Source organism: Paenibacillus algorifonticola, assembly GCF_000971975.1.
In the GTDB taxonomy this organism is placed as follows: Bacteria; Bacillota; Bacilli; order Paenibacillales; family Paenibacillaceae; genus Pristimantibacillus; species Pristimantibacillus algorifonticola.
The window spans coordinates 219462-240082 of sequence record NZ_LAQO01000003.1; the positions used below are offsets into that span (position 1 = coordinate 219462).

Genomic DNA, 20621 nt, shown 5'->3' on the forward strand with positions numbered 1-20621 from the left:
TGTTTGATTAAGTACCTCACTAGTTCAGTTTAAATAAGGGAAATCCAAGAACCAATTTTAATCTCTCGGATCTCCCTAAAATTAATTAATGTACACTTTTTTTATCTAATTGGTATTAGATAAAATTTTGTTTGTTCTCATTGACCCATTGGGCAAACGTTCTGGCTGGTTTTCCAGTCACTTCTTCTACTGTCGGCAGAACGGTATAAGTCTCCATCGGTGGGTTTTTACCCATTTCTATAATGAAGTAATTAATGAATTCATCGTCATAACCTTGTTCCTTCCACTCTTGTCTTGCTTGTTCTTCAGTCAGTTCAATAAGATCTATAGGTTTACCGATGACTTCAGAAATTTGTTTAACCATACTTCTAATAGATAAGGCTTCCGGCCCCGTCAAATTATAAACTTTATTATGATGTCCCTGTTCTATAAGGGCTCTAACAGCAACACTAGCAATGTCATTTTCATGAATTCGGGCACTCAAACTGTCAGGGAAAGCATGACGAACCTTACCTTCTTTTTGAATAGATTCAGCCCATCCGTAAAGTGAATTCTTCATAAACTCAATCGGTCTTAGAATGGTCCATTCCATTTCACTATTTTGAATAACCTCTTCAATTGGATTGTTAAAAAAATCTATCAAAGCTACAATTTTTTTGACGTTTGCTTTTTTTGCCATTTGAATTATGCTTTGGTTTTTTAAAAACTTGGAGTCAGATTGGTCACTTTGAGTGATCAGGAATAAGCTGTCTACATCTTGAAGGTATGACTCAATAGTCACGGGAATGTCAAGGTCTCCTAGTACTGCTTGCGCTCCTGTGGGCAAGTTCCCTTCCTTCCTTGACAATGCTCTAACTTCTATTCCTTTTGCCAGTAGTTGTTCAACAATATGCCTCCCTACACTTCCTGTTGCTCCTGTGACTAAAACTCTCATTAGTGCTATCCTCCTTAAGATAAAAAATAAATGTCTGCATAACGGACAGGCTAACTTTCTGGATCGCATCCGATATGAATCACCTTAATTCGATTAGAACAACTTTCAATTAAGGTTGACTCAGTTATAATAAAGTATGGTGTAAGACCATAGTCAAGGAGGGATTTTTATGGAGAAGTTTCAAGCACATCTGTCTTCAGGGCAATTTGCAAAACTAATGGGGATCAGCAAAGATACGTTATTCCACTATGAGCGACTCGGGATTCTTTCTCCTGAAATTAAAGCTGAAAATGGATATAGATACTATTCAATGAATCAAATGGATGTGTTTAAAGTGATTTCAATCCTAAAAGAATTAGATATGCCATTAAAAGAAATAAAGGAATATCTAAATAAAAGATCCCCCCAGAAACTTATTGTGCTGCTTGAAAAAGAAGAGGCACTTCTAGATGCAAAAATTAAAAAACTAAATAAAATGAAAAAGATTATATCAGAGAAAAAACGAATTACAAAAGCATCAATTGAAATAATACCAACTCAAATGGGTTATGAGGAGAAGCATGAGGAATTTTTGGTCTTAACAGAAGCCGATCCTTACACAAATGATGAGAGTATTTACGATTCCATGATTAAACACGAAAAATACTTGAACATTTACAGCATAGATGCTTCTCATACCATAGGCTGGATGAGAGACACTAAAAGAGTATTAGCTAATGAAGCGTTCCATTATGATTATCTTTATACTCGCGTGAGTAAAGAATCCAATTTTTCTAATTTTAAACGAGACAAAGGAAGGTACTTGATTGCTTATCATACAAACGGATACTCCACTATAAGTGAAACCTATAATCGAATGTTGAAATTTGCTAATGATGAAGGTTTAAATCTACATGGATTTTTCTATGAAGATGTCTTGTTAGATGATCTTTCAGTTAAGGGTTATGAGGAATATATAATTAAAATATCTGTTCGATTTGAAAGTTCATTTTTGTAATAGCTTCAGGTCCTGCTCATGGAGTTGGATTCGATCATCGTTTATACCAAAATAGCCACGAATATCATGAGTTTATGAGCCTCCCCTAATCAGCTTCATAAATTCCGCTTTTGTGACCGATCATGGCTTTACAGACCATCAAGAAAATAATTTACTTTTACGAGAAGATCCTTTATTATGCACTTAAATGGATAATCATTATCCACGTTATCCTGATTATAGATTTTGAATGTATAGAGGTGATACGAATGCATATGAAAACAGGCATCGAACAATCTGTCTACGCCCTTCTGCTACTCAGAATGCTGCCAGACAAAGCTGTTTTGCCAGGAGAAGCGATCAGCAAGCAATTAGGTGCTTCGCCAACTTATTTTCATAAACTGTTACGAAAATTAGTCAACTCCGATTTAATTACTTCTGTACCCGGGGTCAAAGGCGGGTTTAAATTAAAGAAAAAACCTGAGGATATTCGGGTATTTGATATTTATCTTGCGATCGAAGGACAACAGACTCTTTATTCCCCCAGCGGTATTTACAACGATATGCTTGAATTAAAGGAAGAAGATGGGTGCTGCCTGCTAACAAATTTGATGGAAGAGGCGGAAGCGTCCTGGAAGGCAGTTCTGCAAAGGGAAACCATCGCATCAGTATACGCTAACTTTTATAAAGAAGGTTATGCTTCCAAAATTACTTCTTTGGAGAACTGGATTCAGGAACACATGGTTTTGTAAAACATTTGAAATAGCAGAAAGGATCATAAACATGAATGATTATTTAGTAAAAGCTCTTGCCTACAATAACCAGGTACGGGCTTACGCCGTCAGAACAACGGAGACGGTAAGTGAAGCACAACGACGTCATCATACATGGCCAACAGCATCGGCTGCATTGGGACGATCGATGACGGTCGGCGTCATGCTCGGAGCCATGCTTAAAGATGAGGACAAATTGACGATCAGGATTAATGGCGGCGGCCCCATTGGCACTATTCTTGTTGATACCAATGCCAAAGGAGAAGTTAGAGGGTATGTAAAAAATCCACAAACTCATTTTGATCTTAATCGTATCGGGAAGTTAGATGTTGCCAGAGCAGTTGGAACAGATGGATCACTGATTGTATCCAAGGATATCGGATTAAAGCAGCCTTTTGTTGGACAAGTCCCTCTTATATCGGGTGAGCTGGGTGAGGACTTCACCTCCTATCTTGTTCAATCCGAACAAATCCCTTCTTCCGTTGGAGCTGGAGTGATTGTCAATCCTGATAACTCCATTCAGGCAGCTGGCGGATTTATTATTCAGCTAATGCCGGGTACGCCGGAAGAGGTGATCCATTTTATTGAGAGACGCCTTGAGGCCATTCCGAGTATTTCTTCTATGGTCACGCAAGGACTGACGCCAGAGCAGATACTTGGACAGATTTTGGGAGAAGACAATATTAAAATATTGGAAACCATGCCTGTGCAATTCTATTGCCCCTGCTCAGAGGAACGAGTTTCGAATGCCATTATCAGCTTAGGCAGTGAGGAAATAGCAGATATGATCCATACCGATGGACATGCTGAAGCACATTGCCATTTGTGCAACGAGCATTACCATCTTACCAAAAAGGATCTTGAAGGCATGCTGGAAACGGCTACTTCATGATTACAGCAAGTCTATCCTATGTTATTTTTCACACGTAGAGTACGAAACACCTAGCCGTCACATAAGTCTTTCCTAATGCCTGTCGAAGACGTATTCTCCTTAAGTTTTAATAGCGTTCGACTGAAAAGGACCACTGGTCCAGTGGTCCTTAGTTCAATGTCTCCAATCTCAGGTGTCAGTTCAACATTAGCTGCTCCCAAGTTTTCTTCTAGACGATTTAATTTCCGCGTACCCGGGATTGGAACAATCCATGGTTTTTGAGCAAGCAGCCATGCAAGTGCAGCTTGAGCAAGAGTCGCCTTTTTTTCTGATAACTCTTGAAGTAAATCAATCAACACTTGATTTGCTTCAAAAGATCCTGTTAGGTATCCCCTTTTCCCAATGGGCTGAAAGGAACAAAGCCTATACCCAACTCCTCCAAAGTAAGTAACAATTCCTCTACGGGCGTCTCCATCATATTGCCAGCTATATATTTCATATCGTCTCCGCAAATTCTAATTTTCGCACGAAGTTCTTTTTTAAAATTATGTAAGGCATTTTCTCTTGAGTCTAGTCATTTTTTGATAATATTGTGCTGCATTCCTTGGCGAACGAAAATCAGCGATCATACTCATTTTTCCTTAGCGTATGGTATTTGCATTTTGTTGGCGTAAGCCCATACATGATTAGACACAAGCCTACTCCTTCTATGAATGGTTATCATAACATTAAAATACAAAAATGTTTAATGAAAAAATGACGACAAACCATAGCTATTAAGAAACTATAATATTTGTCGTCATTTTCGTCATTCAATTAGTTTACAACAAATTCAATGAGAATTGGAGTCGCTGCATCGAGTGCATCACCATCAGGAATGGTGATTGCAGTAGTAGTAGCAGTTGAAGTATCACCTGTTTGGAGCTGCCCATTAATATAAAGATTGTAATACGCAGGTAATGACGGAAATGCAGTGGCAGCGGCACCGGCGTCATTTGTAGTAGCTGTAGCAAGAATATTAAAGGTAGCGCCTGTACCTGTACCGTCTGCAATGGTGGCGGTAAATCTTCTAGCAGCCATAAATGGTTTAACAATAGCCATGATATCCCCCCCTTTCTTCATTATTATCTTATGCTTATAATAGAGAACTGCTAGGGCGAATCAATTGATAAAATAGCTCAATTTTACGAGACTAGAGCAAAGAACTGCATGATCTCTAGAATTATCGGTGTGCCTCCATAAATAATGCCGCCCTGGGGGTTAAAATTCAATGCACCTGTACTTACACTATACATGCCGCCTTCTTGCAATATCCCGTTAATAAAAAGATTACTATAACTATTTATGCCGAGAGTTGGAAAAAGAGCAATGAGGTTATTAGCATCATCTGTGAACAGATTGGCTGGAATAGCTACAGGGACAGATAAAACCAAGTCTGAGCTCGGAGTATAAAAGTATCTATTTACCGAAGGTATGATGGTGACTTCGGGGAGTGGGCCGGGCGGCCCTTGTGCACCTTGAGGCCCTGGCGGCCCTTGCAGTCCAATAAGCCCTTGTTCACCCTGAGGTCCCGGCGGCCCTTGCAGTCCAATAAGCCCTTGTTCACCTTGAGGCCCCGGCGGCCCTTGTAGTCCAATAAGCCCTAGTTCACCATGAGGTCCCGGCGGCCCTTGCAGTCCAATAAGCCCTTGTTCACCATGAGGCCCCGGCGGCCCTTGCAATCCAATAAGCCCTTGTTCACCTTCAGACCCAGATGGCCCTTGCAATCCTGAGGGTACTAGAACAGGAACTTTTTTTCGGATACGTGACTTTCTTCGTATTAGCTTGCATTTTTTTATTGTATTTTTTCTTTTCGAAGGAAAAGTATTCATCTTTTTATTTGTGATTGCTACTTTTTTTCTTGTTTTTCGGAGAGATTTATTTCGTTTTATTTTAGCGGTCTTTAAGCAATACATATAATAACACCTCCGTTTTCCTTTCACTTTGTACAGTGCCCATTTTTTTGTATTCGTAAGGAATTTACTTAAAATCTATGTCGAACCGTATTTAATTACTCTTGCCTATATTATGTCATCAAACAATTAGAAGAATGGACTTTTGTCCAATAAATAGTAGACGGAAACCTATCTTTACGAAAATAGGCTTGCCATAAAAACGTTTCATCGTCTGGATTCTCGCAACCCGGTCCTGGAAAACCAGCTTTTCGCTTTAGGCTCTTTTTAAAGGACTTATGTACTTCTCCTCTTGATTTAAGTATAATGATGAGCGTTTTTTCATTCTCATAGCCATCCTCATTTTCATTACCTCTCTTTGTTCCACTCGCATCTTCTCCTGTCCTAATCGGTTTATTTCGGTTTCCTTAACGAGCCGTTAAGGAAAGCTTATACGTCGAAGATGTAATCCCTATGACGACAATATGACCTGAGTATGTGCAAGCAAAAAAATGCTGCCGCGCCACATGCAAGCTTTCTTGCATGTGGCGCGGCAGCATGGAAAATACGGTTTAGACAGTCCGAATGATATCTTGTGAATTTAACTAATCTGTTGGCGTTGTGATTGGCAAGGTGACAATGACGGTCGTTCCTCGGCCGGGCTCACTTTCCACTCGGATATCGCCTTGATGAAGCGATACGATTTGTTTAACGATGGCAAGTCCCATACCGCTACCGGCATACTTACGACTATGGGAACGATCGGCCTTAAAAAAACGGTCGAATATACGCTTCTGATCCTCGAGGGAAATACCAATGCCCGTGTCTGATATGCGGACTATCACATTTTTGATATCTTGTTTGATGCTGACGTTAATAACGCCGCCGTCCATAGAAAATTTGATGCTATTGCCGAGTATGTTCGTCCATACTTGGTTTAATAGATCATGATCAGCCATTAGTCGATTGGCTTTCAAATTGAGCTCGAAACGGATGCTGCGAGCTGACCATTGCGGCTGGATCGCGACGATGACTCGTCTGATCTGTTCATCAAGGCTGAACGTGTCGAGCCGCAGTTGCTGTGATTGCGATTCAAGCAAGCTCAGCTTGAGCAGGCTATCGCTCATCTTGGACATCCGATCTGCTTCTGCGATGATAATATCGAGATACCGGCTTCGCTCGTTATCTGCGATGTCTACTTGCTTGAGCGCTATAGCGTAACCCGATATCGAGGTGAGCGGCGACTGAACCTCGTGCGACACGTTCGTTACGAACTCCCTACGCATCTGTTCAAGTTGCTGTAGATCGTGCATCATGTCTTCAAAGCTGCGAGCCAAAGTGCCTAACTCACCTTTTTGCTTAATATTCAGCTTGACGTTGAAATCTCCAGCTGCGATACGTCTGGTCGCTTGTGTCAGCTTCTTGATCGGTCTGACGAGGAACATGGCAGCAACCAGAACCAACAGGCTTCCTGCTATTAACGAATAGGTTGAAAAGTTTAAAATCCATTTTATTACAAAAGGGGTGGAAGGAGGAGCGATCGGTTCTATAAACATCGCCTTTGTTCCCTTGTCAGTTGTCAACGACAATCCTAATAGAATAGTAGAAACACCCGTCGGATTAGCTTGAATAACTTCTCCGCTGAGTACTTTTTTTACTTGTTCCATCGTTACAGTCACAGGATTATGTCCGTTAAGTGTTCCGTAGGTCTGGAACTGTCCCGTTTCATCGTAAATTCGAATATGATAAGATTTGAGCTGATTCATTCCACTAACGAACGTCTCTGCTTCTTCTAACGGGAATGACTCATAAATTCTGGCGATGTCCTGTCCGAAGTAAAGTAAGGGGATTTTCAAGTTTTCGTTCAATTTATCTTTAAATACCCAAGTTGCCACATAAAAAGAAATGATCGTGCCCCCGATTACGGAGACTAGAAATATGAGTACGACACGTGTATATAAGGAGCTGATCATTCGTAAACCTCAAGCCGGTAGCCAAGTCCGCGCACTGTCTCGATACGAAATTCGGCTGTTGTCCCGAACCGTTCGCGCAGGCGTTTAATATGTACGTCTATCGTTCGATCATCTCCGGCGTAATTGATCCCCCAAATTTGATCAATCAACTGCTCGCGCGTATAGACTTGTCCGGGAGTTCCAGCGAGCTTATACAGCAATTCGAACTCCTTGAGCGGCAACGTGAGCGACTCCGATCCTCTCATCACCTTATAGGACTGCCGATCAAGGATGACGTTGCCGAACTGGATCGTCTGCGTGGTGCCAATCCGGTATCGTTTCAGTAATGCCCTAACACGAGCCGTCAACTCCAACGGATCGAATGGTTTCGTCAAATAATCATCCGTCCCAAGCTCGAAACCCTTCACTTTCTCCCATGTTTCGCCTCGCGCAGTCAGCATAAGTAACGGAAGATCAGGATTGGCTCTTCTAAGCTCCTTGCATAACGTCCAACCATCCATAATCGGCATCATAATATCGAGCACGACAAGATCGATATGCGTTGAGGCATAGACGGTCAGTGCTTCCTTGCCGTCCGCAGCTTCGGCTGTCGCGAATCCATCGTTGCGTAGAAATAAACAGACGAGTTCGCGAATGTTCGCATCGTCGTCAGCAACCAATATAGTAAGCATTCGGTCCCTCTTTTCCTCTTTTCCTATTTTCCATCTCCTATTGAAGTAACCATTATACTATAAGTAAAATTGAATTACTCTTATTCACCCTATAATCCTTTAACTATAGTGAAACAAAATCGATGCTCATTGCTCACAAGCCGCAATTATTTTAAACTTGATTTGAAACTGACAAGAGGACTCGCTCTTCTCGATAAATGCGGAAAAGAGATTGCCCGATCCAAGGCGATCTCCTTTAGATTTTTCATCAGGATCACGTACATATACAGATAAAATTGGCCCAACGGCACCCGTACGAACGATTGGCCCCTCCTCGATTGGAACGTTGCAGGTCGCCAGATGCTCGATAACCTGTTCGATCGGCGAGTCAGTAATTAGACAAAAATCGGCCGATCCGGGCAACGGCGATTTCGCTTTTGGCTCGAATTCATGGCCCGCTTTATGTAAATTAATTTTTTGCTGACCGAAAACAAGCGCTTTTCGGTGATCTCCGAACTCAATCAGCCTCATGCCCAGCGCCCTCTGATAGAAGTATGCCGTTTTCTCGATGTCCTGTACGGTCAATACAAAATGATCCAATGATTGAATGACAAACATAGAATCCCCCTTATCACCCCCTCATTATAGTTTCTCAATCTTATGTAAGAGAAAACAGTAGCTTAATTCCAGCTTAATTATTTATTTTTATAACCTGCCAAACAACCCTGCTAGCTTTCCAAAAAAACAGGCTGTTGCTGCCACAGAATAAGGATCTGCAGCAGCAACAGCCTGCTTGTCGTCATTTGCTTTTTAGTGGTACACAGTTGTTTCACCATGTCGCTGGCTGTCATCTGGCAGCAGCGAAATAGCAGCCGCATTTTCTTTCTCTCTAAACTTATGTTTATATTGTTCAAAATCCCATTTTCCTAAAAATTTCTCCGCCGCTTCTTGACCAAACACTAATAACGCTTGCTTATCGCTTTCCGTTAGATCAAACTTTGTCGTCGTTATCGTTCCGGTTGGTATGAAAATCGTTCGCTCTTCCGAATGCTCGTCCACATGCCGCTGGTCATGTGCCTGCAGCATCGTTTTAAATATAGCTTTGAGCATCGATACCGGGCCGTTTATGTTCTGGGATTGCGCATAGGTGCGTTTCTCCGATAAACGGAAACCAAAAGTTGGCCACCGCGGAATTCCCTGCACATCAAACAGCCAAATTGGATAATTACTGAGCATGCCGCCATCAAGCAAATAATACGGCTTCTTATTAATGGGTGTTTGCCACAAATAAGGCTGAAAAAAGAAAGGCAGCGTAGTACTCATTCTTACAGCCGCCGCTATCGGAAAAGTAGCAGCTGATAAGCCATAATGGGGCAAATCATTAGGAAACACAACGATCTTTCCATTGCTGATATTTGATGCAAGTATGGACAGCTTTCCATCAGGAAGATCCCCAAACGTTTCAATTCCCTTTTTCTTCAACCACTCCGTCATAATCTGCTCCAAAATATGGTTGCTATAGATACCGGACTTCACCATCAATGGAAGCGTCTTGTTTAAAATGGGCAAGTTGTTCATTCCTGTGCGCCCGAGTAATTTTAGGTAATCTAGAGATTGCATCAATTGCTTAATTTCGGAACTCGTGTAATTACAGGCTAATAAAGCTGCGATGATCGCTCCAGCTGAGGTTCCCGCTAGCTTGTTCCACGTATAACCCTTAGCCTCCATTGCTTCAATTGCGCCTACAAAAGCGATGCCCTTCACGCCACCGCCTTCAAAAACAGCATCGGCTTTCATTTCAGCATTCTCCTCCTTTACATCTATCTGTTTAAAGGAGTATTTTGCTTCTTCGTATTTTGTTTTATGCCTGCTATTACGAATCTTTATGATTGTCCAAAATAAGCTGGCCCACTCGGTTAAGCAGTTCCAGTCGGCCAATGGCCGTATAGGAATAGTTATAGTTATCGACATTCGTAATTTTATAAATGTTTCCTTTTTGGACAGCCGTTATATTGTTCCAAACGTTGCTGTTTGCCATTTTATTTTCAGCATTTTCCATTATAAGCATATTATCCGGATTGATCGTGGACAAGCCCTCCAGGCTGATTTCCTTGCCACCCCAATCTTCGGGATCAGGTATGCCTTCCGTACGTTTAAATCCTAGATCTTTATAAATGAGCTCCGCCGATCCCGTAGTAGAGTAAATAACGATGTTGTTCGGATACGTTTCAACCATCCCGAAGGATTCATCCTTGATGACCGGCGCTAATTTTTCTTTCCATTCCGTTGCTGCTGCATCATAATCGGCTATCCATTGCTTCATTTTTTCCTCTTCATTAAACAGCTCGGCCAGGAAACTGAAGCGCTCTCTCCATTCATAATAGGCATGCGGAATAATAATGGTAGGGGCAATTTGGCTGAGCTGCTCGTACATTTCGGTATTAAACGTTGCACCCAAAATAATTAAATCCGGATCTGCAGCTGTTACTGTTTCAATATTAATGGGCTCTGCATACCAGTCCAGATTAATGGTATCCTTGCTCATATGATCCTTAATGGTCGGCGACAGCTCGCTTTGATTGCCATAATCTGCATTTGCGCTAGCAATAGGTTCAATGCCCAGCAGCAGCAGCTCCTCGGTTGCCCCAGAAAGATCAGCAATGCGCCGGGGCTTGAGCGGAATAACAACCTCTTCCCCATTCGGGTTTTTTACCGTTTTCGTTGCGTTTACCGCTTCATTGCTTGCTGTCGCTTCAGGCTTGCTAGTCGCCTCCAGCCCATTCGTTGGCTGGCTGCCACAGCCCGCCAATACGATCATACAACTTAACACTAACATCATAACTGCCTTTTTCATCGTTGTTTCCCCTCTCAAAATGTATCATTTAATGGCTTAGCTTAAGTTTTAACCTGCCAGCCTTCGGCCTGCTGCTGCAAATGCCACAGACGGGAGTAGATGCCCTGCCCGTTCAGCAGCTTGTCATGCGTTCCTTCCTCGACCAATCGCCCTTGATCAAGCACGATAATGTTATCTGCGTTTTGAATCGTCTTTAGGCGATGGGCGATCAAAATCACCGTTTTATCCGCTACCAGCGCGTTAATCGCTTGCTGGACAGCCGCTTCATTTTCAGGATCAAGAGAAGCTGTAGCCTCATCCAATAAAATAATAGAAGCGTTCTTCAGCAGCGCGCGTGCAATCGATATCCGCTGTTTTTCACCGCCTGAAAGCGTCGAGCCGCCTTCCCCAACAGGCGTATTGTAGCCCTGCGGAAGCCCGGATATAAAGTCATGACAGCATGCACGCTTCGCCGCTGCTTCAATCTCCGCTTGAGTAGCATCCATTTTGCCAATTCGAATGTTATTTCCGATCGTATCCTGAAACAAATAAACATCCTGAAAAACGATAGAAATGTGCTGCAGCAGTTTTTCGGGAGCAATCGTACGGATTGATTGATCGCCAATGTAAATCGTCCCCGCCTGAATGTCCCAAAACCTCGCAATTAGACGGGTAACTGTGCTTTTACCGCTCCCCGATGCACCAACGAGCGCCGTAATCGTTTTGGGCTTAATGGTAAATGATACGCCGCTGAGCACAGGCGTCTGCGCCTCATACCCGAAGGTCACCTGGTCAAAAATAATGCTGGGATGAGCCGCTGTTACATCTGCGCTCCCCTCCATCGTCTGCTCCTGCTGAACATCCATAATTCGCTGGGCACTATATGCGGAATAACGCATTTCTCCGTAATTCATAAGCACAATCGTCAAGGGCTCAAAGATTTTTGTTCCAACGAGCAGAAACAGCAGAAAGACTGGAAGAGACAAGCTCCCGCCGACGAGCAAATAGCTGCCGGTCCAAATCATTAGCGTCATTCCCGAACGGGTAAGCAGCATCGCACCCATAATCATCGGTCCCATAATGGCTTCCAGCCGGATAGATGCCTGTTTTAGACGGTCAAAAGAAAGGCGCAGCCGCTCGAAGCGTTTGCCGCTCATATTATGAGCTTTAATTTCACGAATGCCCGTTAAATATTCCTGAAGACGGCTGGCGGCCTCATTTTTAGCTTGCACATGATTTTCACTAAGCCGGGCTTGAATCGTATCCGTCAGCCACAGTAACAGAACCCCTAGAGGAACGGCGATAAACATCACCAGCGCCATTCGAAAGTCCAGCCAAATAAGCCCGGTTAGCGCCATAATGGGAAGCACGACAGCGCTAATGAGCTGCGGCACATTGTGAGAGATTGTATGCTCCACCTGTCCATAATCGCTCAAAATAAGATTCGTCAAATCACCGGGATCCCGTTTGCCGAAAAAACCGAGCGATAGATGTCGAATATGCTCTGCCAGCTTTAATCGGCCCGTTGCAGAGAGGCTGTAAGCCGCAAGGTATGTTTTATCGTAAAGGGAAGCGTAAGCTGCATATTCTACCAGCAGCCAAGCGAACAGGATCAAGCACACGACCCACATACGATTCGTATTCAGGCCAATCTCTGGATGCGCAAATGACACATAAATCGTATTAAAAAGATCGACAAGCAGCGCCGCCGGAATGATTTTAGCGATTCCATCCAAAATAGCGGCAATAGCGGACGGCCATAAGCTTCTCGGCGAACCGCCGGAAATGTTATAAAGATAGTTTTTCACAGGTGAGGCTCGCCTCCTCTAACACCCAATTTCCATGAGGCAGCGCTTTGATGAGCCTGCCACATCTGCTCATACAGCCCCTGCTCCCTGCGCAGCTGCTCATGTGTGCCTTGCTCGACAATGCTGCCCTGCTTGACGACGAGGATCTGCTCCGCTGAACGGATGGTGGAAAGACGATGGGCGATAATGATGACGGTTTTACCTTTCACCAGTTGGGCGATGCCTTGCTGGATGTTGTATTCATTTTCAGCATCCGCATAGGCTGTTGCTTCATCGAGTACGAGTATCGGGGCGCGTTTAAGCAAGGCTCTGGCAATCGCAATGCGCTGAGCCTCACCGCCGGACAAATACGTTCCGCCTTGTCCAATTTTGGTGTCATAGCCTTGGTCCAGTTTTTCGATAAATTCATGGCAGCATGCCGTTTTTGCAGCTGTTAGCACTTCATCCCTGGTCGCAGACGTGTTGCCCATCCGAATATTTTCCTCAATCGTATCGTAAAAGAGGTGAACATCCTGAAAAACGAAGGATACCAGCTCCATCAGCTTGTCTGTTCCTATATCGCGAATGGGAATACCGCCAATCGTAATGACACCCTCCTGTACCTCCCAAAATCGCAGCAGCAAGCTCGCAATGGTTGATTTCCCTCCGCCTGATGGTCCTACAAGGGCAGTGAGCTCACCTGCATGCGCTACAAAATTAACTTTTTGCAGGACAGGCTTAAAATCTTTGCTTTCCTTTTGCTCATAAGCGAAGGTAACGTCTTGAAAGGCAATGTCATAATGATGGGGCACTCGGGGCGAAGCCGGCTCCACAACGACCTTTTCCGCAAATACAGCCTCAATCCGCTTATGTCCCTCGACAATTTCGCGCAGGCTGCTTCCTAGATGCATTAGCTTCAGCAGCGGTACCGACAGGCTCGGCGTAACGATGAGAAACAAAATAAACGTAATAGCGAAGGACTGGCTGCCGGCTTGGCTGCTGAACAGTAAAATGCCGATAGGCACGACGAACGTAAACAGCGAAATTATGATGACGAAAAAGAGGCTGTACGACGTCTTGCAAATGTCCGTAATTTTCAAAGAAACATCACGGTATTTCATAACAGCTTGCTTGAACGTCAGAAACGAATCCGCGGTGATGCCGAACACTTTAACAGCAGGCATTCCCCGAACATACTCTACCCCCGTTGCATTCATCTCTTCAATCGCATACTGAAATTCGCGGTACGCCTCCCTGCCAGCTTCACTGCCGAACAACCGGGTTTGCAGCCACAAACCTGCACCAATGGGGAGCATCAGTACAAGTGCCATTCGGTAATCAAGCCAAAACAAATAGCCGATTAACACAACGGGAATGACGAGTGCGCTGATAAGATCGGGCAGCTGATGGGCAATAAACTTTTCAATCTTTTCAACGCTAACCTCAATGATCTTCTTGAGCTCGCCAGTTGCCGTTTTCGTATGGTACCCCATCGGCACTTTCGCCACATGCTCTGCAAGCCGTATCCGAAGCTCATAAAGAATGTTGAAAGCTGCAATATGCGAGCACATTCCCCCGACATACATCGCGGCCAACATGGCAAGCAATGAGATAAAAGCGACGATTCCCCAATCGATGAGCAGCTCTTTGTTCATATTTACCGGCTGCTGTGCATGAATGAGCAACTCCTGCACGATTTTATATACCGCAATAAACGGTATAATTTGCAGCAGGCTCGAAAGGGTCGAGAAAATACTGGCCGTTATTAATAGTCCTTTCCGCTCGCCAGCGATTTGAATCAAGCCTGACACTTCTGATTTCGTATTCATTTCACTCCGTCCTAACATCATTGATATTAAAAATCATTCTCATACAAAAAGCGTGAGATATAAGCTAATATCGCATATGTCTGCTTTGGCCGGATACCCAAATCGGGAGCAATAGGATCCAAAACCGGATTTTTAGCGGCGGTTGCCCTGCAGCGGAGAGGACTTGAAATATTCAGAGGGGTTGATTCCGTATTTTCGCTTGAATTGTTCTGAAAAATGACTCGCTTTGCTGAATCCAACGGCTGCCGCCGCTGCGGTAATGTTAAGCTTCCCTTCCTCAAGCAAACGATAGGCCTCGTCTAGTCTTCGATCAATAATATAAGCATGAACGGGCAGGCCAAATAACAGCTTGAAGCCTTTTTTGAGTTTAAATTCATTCAAGCAAACGAGCTTGCTCAGCGCTTCCAAGCTTGGAGGCGTTACCAATTGCGAATCCACAATTTGTTTGGCGCGGTGCAGGCTGTCGATATCAGTGCGGGATAATCCAGACAAGCGTGGCTGGGATTGCTTTTGCAAAATCACTTCATTGAAATAAACGGCAAGCAGCTCAAGCACCTTCCCGCTTAAATAAAGATGTTTAACAGCACCTTGATAATTGCAGTGAAAAATATCTTGCGTAATTCGCTTCATCTCCGGTGTCATGGAGGAATGATGAAAAGGCTCACGCTTTTCTGTCAAAACGGATGAAATTTTATGCAGTGGCAGCTGCTGTAAAGCGCCAATCTCCGTTAGGCGATCCAATTTGAGAGTCACCCCACGAATATGCTGATCGACGTTAAACTGGCAGCTGCTGTTCGTAGGAAGATAACCAAATGCCGAAACTTCCCCATGTTCAAGTTGATATTCTTTTCCAAGTCCTTCTACATTCCAGTGGAGGCTCTCCCCTAGACAAAAACTTAGTTTTAAACTGTTGTCCCGTTCCAGGCTTTGCAAAGTCGTCTCTCTATAGAATGAGGCATCACATAAGACAAGCTCCATGGACGAATGAATCTGATTGAGCTGCCAGTATCCGCGCCCGAGCTCTTCCGGCATATGTATCCTTTGTTCTAAGGAACTGGAGCGATACAGCTGATTTAAATTATCCGCTAAAGCACAGTTTCGATTAACCGTATTGGCGATTTCATACCATCTTTCTGCTTGTGATGATTCCATTCATTGGGCTCCTCCCCCACGGCTGCTGACTAACTTCCATAGTTGTTATTTCAGTATTTGCTTAAGGAAAGCTTCAAACTCCTCCAGCGAGTGAAAATTCCGGATAGCTACTCCTTGTTCACGAAGATGGCTTTCAAGCAGCGTATCCAAGCTTTCTACGGCGCTAAGAAGTGGTACTAAATTTTGCGGATCAAGAGCCTGCACAAGATCAGGAAACCCCATGCTTAAATATAGGTGAATGCTCCCTTACTGTTTAAGTCCAGCTGGCTGTATCGAAAAGCTTAAAATTTGCTCGGTGCTTTTTCCCCACACCTTCTTTAAATAAGTACGATTAAGCAGCGCAAGGCTGCTCAGACTGTGAGTCAGCACGCCACCATCCGCCGTACCTGATGCAAGGTGCCCCTCCTCTCTCCCCTTAATCTAAGGTAGGCACATGATCGATCCAATGCACAAACTTTTGCAAATATGCTTGCAAATATTCCTTTGTCTTCTCATCCGTTAGGCGATGCTGCTCCGCATCTACTTTCGTGTGCACTTGTGATATAAGCAGCTTTTGAAAAGGAAGCACCTGCGCCTGAACGGACTCCAGGATATGCCGGGTTTGAAGCTGGGCATGAACGGTACCCATGCCACCAGGCGTTGCGCCAATTAGCCCAAATGGTTTTCTACGCAGCACAGAGCTGCGGGATGGTCTGGACGCCCAGTCAATCGCATTTTTGAGCACGCCCGGAATGCCGGAATTGTACTCTGGCGACACAATAATAACGCCGTCTACTGCTTGAATAGCGGCCTTGAACACCTGTACGGCTTCTGGTCCATCTCCTGCCTCCAAATCTTCGTTAAACAAGGGAAGCTCCTTTAGCTCAATCCACTTGAATGCAATAGAAGCATCCAGCTCACTCAGCGTTTGCGCCACCATTCGATTATATGAAGCTTTCCGCAAGCTTCCTACGATTAATCCAATTGTTTTTGTCATTTTAATAAGCCCCTTTTCTCCGTAACGCTTGATTCGATCCTTAACTTAAATACCATTTTACTTGCTTTCCAAAATATTGACTAGCTTTCCATTCAAATTACGCTCTTCGTTCATCGTATAATATAGCCAATTTTAGCCACAATAAATATGTGATACGTAGGCACATGACAAGCTTTAACAAAAGGAGCTGCAGCATAATGCCCGATAGCAAGGTAAACACGACGCGCGACCTTTATAATGAGCTAGTGTCCGAGCTTGGCAACAGCTCAGATCTATCAACTAGAAATTGCTTGATCGGCGAAGAACGTATTCCAGCCTCCGTCGTTTGGATTGATGGACTCGTAAGCAAACAAAATTTAAATGCCGATGTCATTTCGCCACTTATTTCAGGAACCCAGCAGCTCAAGCTTCTTCATCAAAGCGAGCCTCCTCATGAGCTGCTTTGCAGCTATATACTAACAGCGAATCATGTGAAAATGGTCAATACCTCTGATGAATGCGTGCCTTTGCTTGTTAGCGGCTGGACGATTATTTTAGTAGAGGACAGCGAAGGAGCCATTGCTGTCAATACGCAAGGCCTTGAAACCCGCAGCATTGATGAACCAGCTTCGTCCAGTGTCATCCGCGGGCCGCGAGATGGTTTCGTGGAATCTTTAAGCGTTAACATTTCGCTCATTCGCAGGCGTATTCGTGACAAGGCTTTTCGTGTGGAGACGCTGACGGTTGGCAATCTGTCGCATACCAAAATAGCGATGGTCTACGTTCATGACCGGGCAGACAAGGAAACCGTTGACGAAATACGCAAACGGCTTCAGTCGATAGATATCGATGCGGTATTGGAATCCCATTATATTGAGGAAATTATTAAGGACAGCCCGACTTCCTTTTTTCCGACGGTGTACAGTACAGAGCGGCCAGATGATGTGGCTGGCATTATATTGGATGGGCGTGTGGCCATTGTGGTCGATGGCACTCCATTCGTGCTCGCCCTGCCTTGTACGCTGTTTCATTTGCTCAAGACGACGGAAGATTTATATTTGGCTTACCCTGTAGCTACCTTCATTCGGTGGATTCGTTATGCCGGTTTTTTCATTACATTGCTGCTGCCTTCCACCTATGTCGGCATTCTGACCTACCATCCGGAAATGGTTCCCCCACAGCTGCTGAGCAGTATTTTGTCATCACGCGATGGCGTTCCTTTTCCTGTATTAATGGAGGCGCTGGTTATGGAAATTATTTTCGAGGGCTTGCGTGAGGCCAGCATTCGCATGCCGCGGTCTATCGGATCTGCCATCAGTATTGTTGGAGCGCTCGTTATTGGCGAATCCGCGGTACAAGCAGGTATCATCTCTTCGCCGTCCGTAATAATTGTTGCTGGTACAGCGATTGCCTCGTTCACGATTCCTTCGATTTCTCTGTCGGGAACGATTCGGATTCTGCGATTTTTCATGCTGCTGCTCGCTTCGCTGCTAGGGCTTTACGGCATTATTATTGGGCTATTCATGCTGGGAATTCAGCTTGCCTCCATGCAATCGGTTGGCCTGCCCTATTTGTCGCCATTCGCTCCATTCAAGAAAAAAGAAGCCGAGAAAGCAATATTCCGTGTTCCTTGGTTTACACTCCGCAAAAAACGATAATACAGATGTCTAATAAAGGGGGACTACCATGTGTTTTTCCACCTTAGCAAATATGCTGTTATTCTCAGCCTAATGCTTTTGCTCAGCGGATGCTGGAGCCAAATAAACTTCGACCAATTAACCGTTGTTTCAGCTATTGGCCTGGATGTGAATAAGCAAGGACAGCTGGAAGTTAGCGTCCAACTCGTTAATCCGACGCTTCCGGTTGCCGCTGGCGGCGGTGGACAGCAGCGCAGAGCCATTGCTATGTATACGGCAAACGGCTTAACGGTTGAAGACGCACTCGAGACCATTCGCAAGCAAGCGAAGAAAAGCCTCTTTTTTTCCCAGACGAAGGTGCTTCTCATCGGAGAACGTCTAGCCAGACAAGGTTTGGACGATATGATGGATTTTTTCTGGCGCGAGCCGAATCAGAACTTCAACTGCTGGGTTATGGTATCGAAGCAATCTATCCCGGAAGTGCTGTCTGACTCCAAAGAACTGCAAGCCGTTGCTGCCGAGGAATGGAAAGCTTATTTTAAAAATAAAACCTACAAGCCGACAAGCGGCGGCATTCAGCTGTATCAATTTTTGCCCAGATTGGAGCAGTCGAGCTTTCAGGCAGCAGTGCCTGGGCTGATCCAGGTCAGTAAGCCTAGCTCTAAGGACATGATTATGGAGATAAAGGACCTTGCTGTTTTTCGCAATACTAAGTTGGTAGGCTGGCTGACGAGCGAGGAGGCTCAAATTATAAGCTGGCTTACTCAACAATCTTCACTGGGCATGTTTGAGGTTTCTACCAAGGATATTAAATCGGTCATGTTTGAATTGAAGAACATTCATATTGCGATGAAGCCTGTTTATGAAAATGGACAGCTGCAAATGAAAGTTCGTATGCGCACCCAAGCTACCATCAAGACGTCCACGGAGAAGCTGGATTTGACGGAGAAGCAGACGACAGATTTACTTGAAACAGAGCTGAGCAACGCAATTTCGGAAACTATAGAGAAAACCGTATATAAGCTCTATCGCTCCTACAAGAGCGACGCTATCGGTTTTGGAGAAGCTATCCATCGCAAAGCCCCAAAAAGCTGGAAAACACTGAAGGGCGACTGGAACAATAAGCTTGCCCAGATTAATGTGCAGAGCAGCATTTCGATTGAGATTATAAAATCCGGCTTGCTAATTGACAGCAATATAAAAAAGGATGATGTACAGTGAAAAAGAGTCTAATTTCTGCAAGTCAATTCTTTTTCATCATATTTGTATCGATTACCTCACTCACGTTTTTCTCGGTTCCGAGCCAACTGATTGCTAAAGTTAAGCAGGACTTGTGGCTGTCGATGGCTTTGGGCGCGATAATCGATATTTATGTCGCTGTTCTTCTTTATCGGCTGGGCAGAATGTACGCCGGACAATCGTTAATTCAATATACACGCTCTATATTGGGAAAAGCGGGCAAAGTTGTAGGCCTCATTTTCCTACTGTTTTTTCTCTGCGTGATGGTTACCGCGATGTGGATTTATAGCGATTTTTTATCACGGACGCTAATGCCTGAGACGCCTCGCCTTGTCTTCTCGATATCGATGACGATATGTGCTGGACTTGCTGCCGTAAAGGGCATTGAGGCGATTGCAAGACTGAGCCAAATTATTGGCTTCATTATTTTGTTAACCTCGGTTGTTTTATTCACCAGCTCCATTCCCTATATCCAGCTGCAATTCCTGCTCCCTCCCTTTGAGAACGGCATGCTTCCAGCCATACAAGGTGCCATCTATCCCGGCAGCTGGTTTGGTATTTGCATTATGATGGGGATGCTGATGCCGCATATTAAAAAACAATCGGGCATTTTAAAAATGAAGGTTTACGCCGTTGTGCTGGGCACTTCGGTTATGACGCTTTATTTATTGTACAGCATAGTGGTGATGGGGCCAGTAATGGCCGGGCATTTTGAAAATCCAATCTATATCCTGTCGAGAATTACCCAGTTTCTAATTTTCGAGAGAATTGAGGTGCTGCTGCTGCTCATCTTCATTTCCGGCTCATTTATTACTATCTCTACCCTGTATTACGCGGTTACGGAAGGAACCGCGCAGTGGCTCGGGACAAAGTCCCATAAACCATGGGTGTATGTGTTCGGCATCATCTTTATCCTGAGCCCGATGTTCCCGTACAGTAACGAAAGCTATATGGTTGATCGCTATTTAAGCTATTGGTTTCCGCTCGTATCGCTCATTATTGAAGGCGGCTTCATGACTTTCCTATTTATTTGGGCCGTGGTCAAAAGCAAAGTGAGCCGCTCTTCCTCTTGAGCGGTTCA

Annotated in this window: 18 protein-coding genes and 1 pseudogene; 6 read left to right on the forward strand and 13 right to left on the reverse strand. The window is 44.3% G+C overall.

Going from position 1 to position 20621, the window contains the following annotated elements; translation table 11 throughout:
- Positions 1–115: 115 nt before the first annotated feature.
- Positions 116–934, reverse strand: coding sequence for an NAD(P)H-binding protein (locus tag WH37_RS12950; protein ID WP_046230991.1), 819 nt, complete (start codon positions 932–934; stop codon positions 116–118).
- A gap of 169 nt (positions 935–1103) precedes the next feature.
- Between WH37_RS12950 and WH37_RS12955 the strand changes: the two genes are divergently transcribed.
- From WH37_RS12955 to hslO, 3 genes are all read left to right on the forward strand, one after another.
- A complete protein-coding gene (locus WH37_RS12955; protein WP_046230992.1) occupies positions 1104–1931 on the forward strand; it encodes a MerR family transcriptional regulator in 828 nt (275 codons plus the stop codon).
- 248 nt (positions 1932–2179) lie between these two features.
- Complete coding sequence (locus WH37_RS12960) at positions 2180–2662, forward strand: Rrf2 family transcriptional regulator (protein WP_046231134.1); 483 nt, start codon at positions 2180–2182, stop codon at positions 2660–2662.
- A 31-nt stretch (positions 2663–2693) separates the two neighbouring features.
- The gene (gene hslO / locus WH37_RS12965) at positions 2694–3575 is read left to right on the forward strand and encodes an Hsp33 family molecular chaperone HslO (RefSeq protein WP_046230993.1); all 882 of its coding nucleotides are present in this window, start codon (positions 2694–2696) and stop codon (positions 3573–3575) included.
- 167 nt (positions 3576–3742) lie between these two features.
- Here the strand turns inward: hslO and WH37_RS37380 are convergent.
- The 12 genes and pseudogenes from WH37_RS37380 to WH37_RS13025 all read right to left on the reverse strand — a co-directional run.
- A pseudogene (locus WH37_RS37380) lies at positions 3743–4020 on the reverse strand (aldo/keto reductase); the annotation flags it as partial.
- A 350-nt stretch (positions 4021–4370) separates the two neighbouring features.
- Positions 4371–4655 (reverse strand): DUF4183 domain-containing protein, encoded by a 285-nt coding sequence (locus WH37_RS12975; protein ID WP_046230995.1) that lies wholly within the window; start codon positions 4653–4655, stop codon positions 4371–4373.
- Positions 4656–4738: 83 nt separating this feature from the next.
- Positions 4739–5509, reverse strand: a complete 771-nt coding sequence (locus WH37_RS12980; protein WP_052736956.1) for a DUF4183 domain-containing protein — start codon at positions 5507–5509, stop codon at positions 4739–4741.
- Between the two features lie 581 nt (positions 5510–6090).
- A complete protein-coding gene (locus WH37_RS12985; RefSeq protein ID WP_046230996.1) occupies positions 6091–7458 on the reverse strand; it encodes a sensor histidine kinase in 1368 nt (455 codons plus the stop codon).
- Complete coding sequence (locus WH37_RS12990) at positions 7455–8129, reverse strand: response regulator transcription factor (RefSeq protein ID WP_046230997.1); 675 nt, start codon at positions 8127–8129, stop codon at positions 7455–7457. The genes WH37_RS12985 and WH37_RS12990 overlap by 4 nt, the downstream gene beginning before the upstream one ends.
- Positions 8130–8255: 126 nt before the next feature.
- The gene (locus WH37_RS12995) at positions 8256–8726 is read right to left on the reverse strand and encodes a VOC family protein (RefSeq protein ID WP_063838016.1); all 471 of its coding nucleotides are present in this window, start codon (positions 8724–8726) and stop codon (positions 8256–8258) included.
- A 192-nt stretch (positions 8727–8918) separates the two neighbouring features.
- Entirely contained in the window at positions 8919–9905 is a 987-nt protein-coding gene (locus WH37_RS13000) for a patatin-like phospholipase family protein (protein ID WP_046230998.1), read from the reverse strand.
- A 76-nt stretch (positions 9906–9981) separates the two neighbouring features.
- On the reverse strand, positions 9982–10962 hold the full coding sequence (locus tag WH37_RS13005) for an ABC transporter substrate-binding protein (protein WP_046230999.1): 981 nt from the start codon (positions 10960–10962) through the stop codon (positions 9982–9984).
- A 41-nt stretch (positions 10963–11003) separates the two neighbouring features.
- Positions 11004–12749 (reverse strand): ABC transporter ATP-binding protein, encoded by a 1746-nt coding sequence (locus WH37_RS13010; protein WP_046231000.1) that lies wholly within the window; start codon positions 12747–12749, stop codon positions 11004–11006.
- On the reverse strand, positions 12746–14557 hold the full coding sequence (locus tag WH37_RS13015) for an ABC transporter ATP-binding protein (protein WP_046231001.1): 1812 nt from the start codon (positions 14555–14557) through the stop codon (positions 12746–12748). Before WH37_RS13015 ends, WH37_RS13010 begins: the two co-directional genes overlap by 4 nt.
- 132 nt (positions 14558–14689) lie before the next feature.
- Positions 14690–15709: a helix-turn-helix domain-containing protein gene (locus tag WH37_RS36415; RefSeq protein ID WP_063838017.1), complete on the reverse strand. Its 1020-nt coding sequence runs from the start codon at positions 15707–15709 to the stop codon at positions 14690–14692.
- A 415-nt stretch (positions 15710–16124) separates the two neighbouring features.
- A complete protein-coding gene (locus WH37_RS13025) occupies positions 16125–16685 on the reverse strand; it encodes an NADPH-dependent FMN reductase (RefSeq protein WP_046231002.1) in 561 nt (186 codons plus the stop codon).
- Between the two features lie 197 nt (positions 16686–16882).
- Here WH37_RS13025 and WH37_RS13030 point away from each other — a divergent pair, with 197 nt between their 5' ends.
- The 3 genes from WH37_RS13030 to WH37_RS13040 are packed head-to-tail and all read left to right on the forward strand — an operon-like array spanning position 16883 to position 20613.
- Positions 16883–18322: a spore germination protein gene (locus tag WH37_RS13030; protein ID WP_046231003.1), complete on the forward strand. Its 1440-nt coding sequence runs from the start codon at positions 16883–16885 to the stop codon at positions 18320–18322.
- Positions 18323–18352: 30 nt separating this feature from the next.
- Positions 18353–19522, forward strand: coding sequence for a Ger(x)C family spore germination protein (locus WH37_RS13035; protein ID WP_046231004.1), 1170 nt, complete (start codon positions 18353–18355; stop codon positions 19520–19522).
- On the forward strand, positions 19519–20613 hold the full coding sequence (locus WH37_RS13040; protein ID WP_046231005.1) for a GerAB/ArcD/ProY family transporter: 1095 nt from the start codon (positions 19519–19521) through the stop codon (positions 20611–20613). The genes WH37_RS13035 and WH37_RS13040 overlap by 4 nt, the downstream gene beginning before the upstream one ends.
- The last annotated feature ends 8 nt before the right edge of the window (positions 20614–20621 follow it).